At 37.5% G+C, this 8,238-nt stretch carries 6 protein-coding genes; all 6 read left to right on the top strand.

Translation table 11 applies throughout. The features are described from left to right. The first annotated feature begins 253 nt into the window (after positions 1-253). The 6 genes from ACG9ZB_RS16220 to ACG9ZB_RS16195 all read left to right on the top strand — a co-directional run bounded on the left by ACG9ZB_RS16220 (position 254) and on the right by ACG9ZB_RS16195 (position 8,071). On the top strand, positions 254-778 hold the full coding sequence (locus ACG9ZB_RS16220) for a plasmid replication DNA-binding protein (protein ID WP_419326756.1): 525 nt from the start codon (positions 254-256) through the stop codon (positions 776-778). A gap of 79 nt (positions 779-857) precedes the next feature. Beyond that, a complete protein-coding gene (locus tag ACG9ZB_RS16215) occupies positions 858-2,339 on the top strand; it encodes an Eco57I restriction-modification methylase domain-containing protein (protein WP_419326755.1) in 1,482 nt (493 codons plus the stop codon). After that, a complete protein-coding gene (locus tag ACG9ZB_RS16210) occupies positions 2,317-3,288 on the top strand; it encodes a BsuBI/PstI family type II restriction endonuclease (RefSeq protein ID WP_419326754.1) in 972 nt (323 codons plus the stop codon). The genes ACG9ZB_RS16215 and ACG9ZB_RS16210 overlap by 23 nt, the downstream gene beginning before the upstream one ends. A gap of 70 nt (positions 3,289-3,358) precedes the next feature. Beyond that, positions 3,359-3,610 (top strand): tellurium resistance protein TerC, encoded by a 252-nt coding sequence (locus ACG9ZB_RS16205; RefSeq protein ID WP_419326753.1) that lies wholly within the window; start codon positions 3,359-3,361, stop codon positions 3,608-3,610. A 166-nt stretch (positions 3,611-3,776) separates the two neighbouring features. Then, complete coding sequence (locus tag ACG9ZB_RS16200) at positions 3,777-4,889, top strand: replication initiation protein (RefSeq protein WP_419326752.1); 1,113 nt, start codon at positions 3,777-3,779, stop codon at positions 4,887-4,889. Positions 4,890-7,066: 2,177 nt separating this feature from the next. Then, positions 7,067-8,071 (top strand): hypothetical protein, encoded by a 1,005-nt coding sequence (locus ACG9ZB_RS16195; protein WP_419326751.1) that lies wholly within the window; start codon positions 7,067-7,069, stop codon positions 8,069-8,071. The last annotated feature ends 167 nt before the right edge of the window (positions 8,072-8,238 follow it).

Below are 8,238 nucleotides of genomic sequence, written 5' to 3'. Positions count from 1 at the left end.
AACCAAGAGGAAGATGATGCACAAGCTGTTGCCCGTGCAAAAGCGCGAGAGTTGGCTTTCATCAAAAAACAAGCCGATTATGTGGGAGAGTATGGCCATAAGAAAGAATACGACTTGAAAACTGGCAGAGTTCAAGAGTGAGTTTGATTTTAGAAAAAAATATTCCTTCATATTAAAACATTGACCAAAAATGTAGCCCTCCTCTGTCGCCTGAGTGTATATTCTAGACATTAGGGGATTGTAGGTGTAACGCATGAAAAAAATGACAGTAGGGGAGCTTGCAAAGCTATATGGATTAAACCGACAAAGCATTTACAAACGCATAAATAAAGGGGATTTGAGCAAAGGTAGTGATGGAAAAATAGATTTTTCAGAAGCGATTAGAGTCTTTGGTGAACCAAGTGAAAGAAATAAAAATGTAACTACGTTACAGTCTACTCAGGTACAACAGCAGACAGAAGTAGACACCTTAAGGTTACAAGTTGAAATGCTACAAAAACAGCTTAGAAAAGCCGAAGAAACAGAAGATTTCTTGAAGGAACAAATCAAAACTAAGGATAGTAGTATTCATTTATTACAAACCCTTTTAACAGCTCCTAAATCGTCAGTACAAGAAAGTGTAGAGAAACAACAAAGTGATCCATTTCCTTCTAGGATACCTGAGCCTGAGAAAAAGGAAGAAGATCAACCAATTCCGAAGCCCTTAATTGAAGAAAAAAAGAGACCAAAGGGGATAGGCTTGTTCAGTCGGGTTGTCAGTGCAGTATTTAATGAGTAAAGGCTCGTTATTAGCTAACTATTTACTGTTTATTTCATGCGATCCACTACAATTACGCTGTCCCATTTAAGATTTACTTATGATCTCAAACATCTCTATTACCCAAAGCCATTTTCTACAGACGAAAGCTCCTACTGAAAAAAAGGAGTTAGGGCAGTTCTTTACACCTAGTGAAATAGCAACATTCATGGCTAGTTTGATTACTCTTGATAAGGACAAGAGCCAATCTATTAGTGTTTTAGATGCAGGTGCAGGTGCAGGTATTTTGGGGATTTCCGCATTATTAAAATTAAAAGAATTGGGTTTTAAAAAATTACATTTAACTGCCTATGAGAAAGATGATTTAGTCATCCCATTATTAAAAGAGAATTTAGATACTTTCTCTAAAGAAAATGAAGGAATCTCATTTAGTTATGAGGTTTTTAACCAAGATTTTATTTTGGAAAATAATACTCAGAGCTACGATGTCTGTTGTATTAATCCACCATATTTTAAATATTCAGCGAAAACTTCACCTTATGCCAAATCAATGGCTCATTTATTTAAGGGTGATCCAAATATTTATGCTTTGTTCGTTGCTAAAGCATTAAGCTTGTTAGCTCCAAAAGGAGAGCTTATTTTTATTACTCCTCGTAGTTTTACTAATGGACTATATTTTAAGGGATTTAGAAAATATTTAATCAAAAACAATAACTTGGATTCAATTCATATCTTTAAGTCAAGAAGAGATGCTTTTAAGGAAAGTGATGTACTTCAGGAAAATGTCATCTTTAAAATTGTGAAGGATTTAAAGCAATCTAATATCCGTGTTTCATCATCAAATGGTGTTGGTGATCTCAATGAATCAGAGATTAACAATTATGATTCTGATCTACTTTTAGACAGTACGTCTAGTGAGTCTTTTATTCGTATTCCTGAAAGCCAAGAAGATGCAGAAGTTTTATCTTTGGTTGAAAGTTGGGGAAATACATTTGAGGAAATGGGCTACTTTATTTCAACAGGTCCAGTAGTTGAATATCGTTCAAAAGAGTTTTTAGAACCTACTCAAACTGATTCATTACCTTTGATTAATGCGCATAACTTACAGGGTTTAAAAGTTGTATTTGATGGATCTCATAAGAAGGATAAGAGATTTTATTTAATTGAGGGTGCGACTAAGTGGTTAGTACCTAATAAAAACTATGTCCTAATTCGTAGAATTAGTTCTAAAGATGAGAAAAAGAGAATAGGTGCTTCTGTGTATGAAGCTTCTAATTTTGAAAAAGATTTTGTGGCTTTAGAGAACCACATTAATTTTATTGGACATAAAGAACGAGATATGACGCTTGAAGAAGCTTATGGTTTAGCTTTGATATTACGTTCTAACCTTTTTGATACTTACTTTAGAACTATTTCAGGGAACACCCAAGTTAATGCCACAGAACTAAAAACTTTGAAACTTTGCTCGAAAGAAGTAATTGAAAAGTTAGGTTCTGATTGGTTGAAAGGTCGAATGACAGAAGACCAAACGGATGAATTTTTAAAAGAACGGATTAAACATGAATCAAGATATGCAGTCTAAAATTGATCAAGCACAGAAGTTATTAAAAGCTTTTGGCTTACCTGTAGCTCAACAAAATGAAAGAGCATGTCTTACTTTACTTGCTTTAGCACATCTCAAACCTTTAGATGATTGGGATAGTGTTACGAATAAGTTATATCGTACTGTAGATTTAATGACGTTTATGGCTGAGTGTTATGGAAAGGAATATAAGCCAAATACTCGTGAAACTATCAGACGCCAGACACTACATCAATTCATGCAACATGGACTTGTAACGAAAAATAGAGATGATTTATTTAGACCAACGAATAGCGGTCAAACTAACTACAGTCTGAATGATGAAGTAATAGAAATTTTGAAAAAAATTCCTGATGGTGATTGGCAAATTGATGCGGAAGCTCATGCAGTTAAGGCTAAGTCATTGCTTAAAGCACATAAAAAACGAGTTGCTAAGACACAAGTATTAGTTAATCTGCCATACATGGCAGAGCCACTTCGTCTTTCGGCAGGTGCTCATAACCAATTACAAGCCGATATTATCCATAGATTTTTACCTCAATTTGCAGGAGACGACACACGACTTCTTTATGTTGGGGACACTGCAAGTATCGACGGGACAGGGGGAAAATTTGCATACTTGAACTCAATTTGGTTCGGAAAATTAGGAATTCCTGAACTTGCCAAAGATAAACTGCCTGACATTGTGGCTTATGATCCTGAAAAAAAGTGGCTATATCTAATAGAAGCCGTTACTTCACATGGTCCAATTTCAGAAAAAAGATGGCAAGAACTACAGGCTATGTTGGCGAGTACGAATTTAGGCTGTGTGTATGTCACAGCATTCCCCGACAGAGCTACGTTTAGAAAATATTCAGCAGAAGTCGCATGGGAAACTGAGGTGTGGCTAGCAAATGAGCCTGAACACATGATTCATTTTAACGGAGATCGCTTTTTAGGACCTCATTAAGCACATTATTTATTTGTTTCCACATTTTTTAATGCTATATTTGTTGAAATTAACATAGATATTAATTGTTATGACTTACAGTGAGTTTCAGATAGAGCTTATTAAAATTGGTTTAAGTATTAAGGACTTTGCATCTCTAATAGGAATGCACCCTAATACAGTTACGAATTACAAAAGTAAAGAAGTTCTACCCTTAAATTTAGCGATAGTTATAACTTTGCTTGCAGAACTAAAAGTTAATGGGATTGACCCTCAACCTATTGTTGCACAAGTAAAGCGCAAACATTTTTTAGATATATCTGAAAGTAAAAATCAGGACTAGCCATTAAAGTATGTGAGAAGGAATTGACGTAGGGTAATCCGTATTGATAGATTTCGAAATAATTTTTATTAACTTATCATTTGAAATAATTAACAGTTTTTAAAAGACGAAAAAAAAGCCCAGAACTTTGGCGAGTAGGGCTTTTTCTTCAGGACAGAGCATTAGAATGACCGCCCCTAGAATCTTTGGTCATTTTATCTATTGCTTTGGTAAAAAACAATGCAAATTGGATAAAACATTGACCGAAAAATGTAAAAGTTCTTTTGAAGAACAAATATTGGGCGTATTGCCCTTTAAACCATATTGTGTAAAAGAAAAGGGCAGCCGTCTAACTATGAGTGTTAGACAGAAAGCTTTGCACTACCCTTATATTCAATTCAATACACATTTCCGTAAAACCTTCATCATTCTAGATTTGGATTATGAAAATGCCTTAACGGAAATAGTCTATTGTCGGATTGGTTTACCGCTTCCAAACTTCGTTGTAGCTAATTTTGACAACGGTAAGGCTCACGCCTATTTCAAGCTAAAGTACCCGATTATTGACACCCGTGGCTTACCAGAAGGAAGCCAAGAACGGTACGAAGTCAAGTATGGTAGGAAAAGTTCTGCAAATGATAAGCCTCAGAAATCATTAAATTTTTATAACCATATAAAGATCGAACTCACAGAAGCCTTTGATGCAGACCGAGGTTATGCAGGGTTACTTTCTAAAAACCCCGTTTCTCCCAATTGGAGAACAACACACCTTCGTGATGAACCGTACACCCTTTATGAGTTAGCCCAAATATTAAAAATTCCTCCCAAAAGGGAAGATCCTAGAAAAGAATTAGTAAAATTTTCGAAGGAAGAAGCAAAAGAAGCTGGCAGAAATTGCTATGTTTTCTATACCGCTTGCGAGTTTGCCTATCTTGAAGTCCGTAAATTTAGAGGGAAAACCTACGCACAGTGGCAAAACACGATGATTGATCATTGCTTAAGTATTAACGAGGGTTTAACTGAGCCACTGGACTACAACGAAATAAAAAATATTGCGAAGAGCATTAGCCGTTATTGTTGGAAAAAGGACTCTTACTGTTATCAAGAGTTTATTGATCGTCAGACTCGAAAAGGTAGTTTAGGTGGTAAGAAAGGTGGAGCTGTACGTTCTTCCCAGTTTGAGCCATTGAGAAAGGAAGCAAAGAAGTTAAAGGAAGAAGGCTTAAGTATTAGAAAGATTGCTGAAACTTTGAAAGTGAGTAAAACCTCAGTAAGCAAATGGTTAAAAGAGGATAAATGAAGTGTACCAAGTGAGCCTAAATCAGATCTTAGCGCCTTTGTGCGTCATTTAGGTCAATCTTAAATATGTTCCACGGTTTTACATTTACATATTTGCTTAGGCTAATTTTATGAAAATTTGAATTCTGCAGGTTTTGAAGATTTCAATTCGTATGATTAATTTAAGTCTAGTTCATGGTTTGCGTTATTTTCAATTTTTCTTACCTTTCTTTATATTTCCTTGTTCATGGCGAAAACGACCTTAAAACGCAAATAGTGAGCTTTTAGAGCTAATCAAATGTTCAGACATTGAAGAAAAGTAAGACCACACTGCAAAGGTGCAAGTGTGGTCTTAACATTAGAGCATTTTTTTACAAGGTTCATTCCTTGTTGTTTCCCCTGATTTTGACCTGCATATAGACAAGTCTTTTCTGCACCTTATGGAAACGAGTGCAGCACTATTATTTTTCATGACCGTGTGATCATTAACCAATTATTTATCCAACTGGTAAGACGTGATCTATAACTCAAAGGGTGACCAAACCCATTGTAGATCACTAGCATTAACTTGTTCAGACTAAGCCACCACAGCAAAGTCAAACACTACCAATGTTTCTCACACCACATTTCAATTTTTTAACTTAAAAAATCAACCTCTTGATTTGCCAGATCCATTTTTGGCAGAAGACTTAAAGAACTCTTGTGAGGAAATCCTTAAAGGTTATTGCAAACCACTTACGTGCTATGCAAAACAAGCGTACCCTTACCACCGATTCAGGCTCGATGCGGTTAAACTTCTCCTTAGCCAAAGTGTTCAAAAGAACTCTTTGACCACAACTTCGACGGTAAAAAACCGCCTTATATGCGCTACTCAACTTCGCTCTCAGGACTCTCACATTAGTACATCTGTCACCTGTACTCTTGTCACCCGTGCTTTACCAGTTTGCACGTTATCTGATTAAGTCCCTTCCCAAGTTACCACTTCACTACTAATGACTCACTTCGCTTATCCACTAGCACGTTTAACTACCTCCTTTTTTCCCCCAACTGCAACTCCTTAAGAATCCATCGGGATATTGGCATAAACGTGATCAACATGGGTAAAGCAGTTAAGCCTTTCCACACAGCCCCCTTTGCAGGTAATCAAACTTTCGTTAGGCCTTTACACGGTTAAGCTATCCATCGACCTACCAAGCTGCCATCTTTTCAGACTTGACTCGATAGTGCCACCAAACTCGCCCTGTTGGACGTTTTGACAGTTCACCTCCTGATGAACATTGAAGCCCTCGTGTGTGACAATGAGCCTGTGATTCGGATTAATCCGACCAACATAAGATTGAGAACACTCAATCTTAAAGCCAATATAAATACCGACTTAAATGTTGTGCAATCTCACAGACACATGCTGCTTTTAACGCACCCTAGCCTTCCGCTAGGCCGACCTCCTGTCAGTGCTCGCAGTCTTCGTTTGTGGAGGGTTTCGAAAAATTTCCTCTTCGGAAATTCATCTAGCAAGGCCGTTCCCAACCTCACACCATTTCAGCCATTTCTGACCTTATAGGCTCCCGTTTCCTTGTCGCCCAATTACTTAAAATCCCATACAGGAAGGATTGAGGATAGAGAGGGTTTTTTCATTGCCCCCGCCCCCGTTGCAGCGTACTGAGCATACTTTCGTATGCGGTCCGCTACTCCAGCCACCAAATTAAGTCATCTGAATAAAAAACATCATATTCAGTGTTGAACAAAAGCTACTTGTTCAACCGACACCGTAAGTATCCCCGAAGGGCACGGCTTAGTGTTTTAAGTAAAATTGAAGCCTTTTCATGATGGGTGGTGACCATCATGAATACAGAGAAACAGGATGGTCATTCCCAAAATGAATTAATGCTAGGAGCAGATTACGGTGGAAAAATCGGCATGTCAAATACCGTCTAGGAATTGCTTAATTGTCACATTACGTCATGTGCCGATTTTTACCAAAAAACGAAGTTTTTTGGAGTTTTGCTTCGCAAAACTATTAGGCAGTTATTAAGGCTAAAAGCCTTAAATAAAAGAATTTCTATTGTCATATTACTTAGGCATAATGGAGTCATATTTGAGCAGATTCCGTATTGTCATATTACGGTTTTTCTGTATTGTCATATTACGTGGAAGTGTTAATAACGCATGATTTCATTCAGCCCAACCACCAAGTTCACGATGCAAAAAATTAAGTATCACGTTTCCCGTGGTGCTTATTTCTGGACAAATTTTCAGATCAAGGGATTGGACAGAGCCGAGAATAAGGTTGAAGAATTAAAAAAAATCTACGATCTAGAATTAAGTACGAAGATCCGCACAGATCGCCTAAATTCAGGGAAGCCAGTAGCCACTTTGATTGTTTACCACGATCTATTTGAATCAGGGCTTTGGCATTTTTACCTGCTAGTGAAAACGCCAAGAACAAGAGAGCACCATCGTTTAGTTGGTATTCCAACAAAAACTGGCGTTCAACAAGGCTTATCATGGACTCAAGAAGAACTAAATCAGGAATTAGATCTGATTTATAAATACTTCCAAGATAAACAAGACTTCAAATTCATTCTTAGACAGCCTCACATCCAAGTCAAAATCACGCATTACACAATGGAATTGGTGCGGTTTAATCACAAAATTCGCTCTATCAGTGAAAAAAACAAAAATTTTAAAGTACCGAAGAAGAACTTTGGATGGACTTGGCGTTACTCCACTCAGGATATGGGAAAAATTCAAGAAGAGCTTAAGAAGTCCATAAATAAATACATTTCGGACACGAAAAAGGAAGTGGCTATAGCAGACATTAAAAAGATGCTTCGCCATTTTGAAGTTTGGGCGATGGATCGTGGCGCACGGACACAAGCAGGCCAACAGCTTGCTACAGCTAAGAAGCTACTCAAAACCAAGACCAACGGAAAAACCAACTGGACTAAAGAATGCTTGCCTGAAATGACGCTATATGCCGAAAAACAATTCAAAACCTATGCTACTACCTTTAATGAATACTGGCGAAGAAGGGACTTCTATGAGACAGCAGGTTATGAATTGCCACGTGAATTCTTCAAGCTCTCAGAAGCAGATTTTGCTAAAGCTTCCAGTGCGTATGTGCTGAAAAAAGATCAAGAGATTCAAGAATTAGGTTGGATTGAAGCAGATCTTGAAGACTTTGGGGAAGTTCGAGGTGAATAAATATACTCAAAAACATCTAGCCTTTTTCCTTGTCGCCCTGAGTGGCATGCTGCTGCTCAACTTCAAGTCAAACCAAGAGGAAGATGATGCACAAGCTGTTGCCCGTGCAAAAGCGCGAGAGTTGGCTTTCATCAAAAAACAAGCCGATTATGTGGGAGAGTATGGCC

Origin of the sequence: Acinetobacter johnsonii, from assembly GCF_048551975.1 — a bacterium.
Taxonomy (GTDB): Bacteria; Pseudomonadota; Gammaproteobacteria; order Pseudomonadales; family Moraxellaceae; genus Acinetobacter; species Acinetobacter johnsonii_A.
Note: the sequence above shows the minus strand (reverse complement) of the source record. Positions and strands in the feature narration are given on the sequence as shown.

Bases quoted from the DNA above. Each gene is read 5' to 3' on its own strand.
- ACG9ZB_RS16220 (WP_419326756.1), top strand. From the start codon at position 254: ATGAAAAAAATGACAGTAGGGGAGCTTGCAAAGCTATATGGATTAAAC.
- ACG9ZB_RS16215 (WP_419326755.1), top strand. From the start codon at position 858: ATGATCTCAAACATCTCTATTACCCAAAGCCATTTTCTACAGACGAAA.
- ACG9ZB_RS16210 (WP_419326754.1), top strand. From the start codon at position 2,317: ATGAATCAAGATATGCAGTCTAAAATTGATCAAGCACAGAAGTTATTA.
- ACG9ZB_RS16205 (WP_419326753.1), top strand. From the start codon at position 3,359: ATGACTTACAGTGAGTTTCAGATAGAGCTTATTAAAATTGGTTTAAGT.
- ACG9ZB_RS16200 (WP_419326752.1), top strand. From the start codon at position 3,777: ATGACCGCCCCTAGAATCTTTGGTCATTTTATCTATTGCTTTGGTAAA.
- ACG9ZB_RS16195 (WP_419326751.1), top strand. From the start codon at position 7,067: ATGCAAAAAATTAAGTATCACGTTTCCCGTGGTGCTTATTTCTGGACA.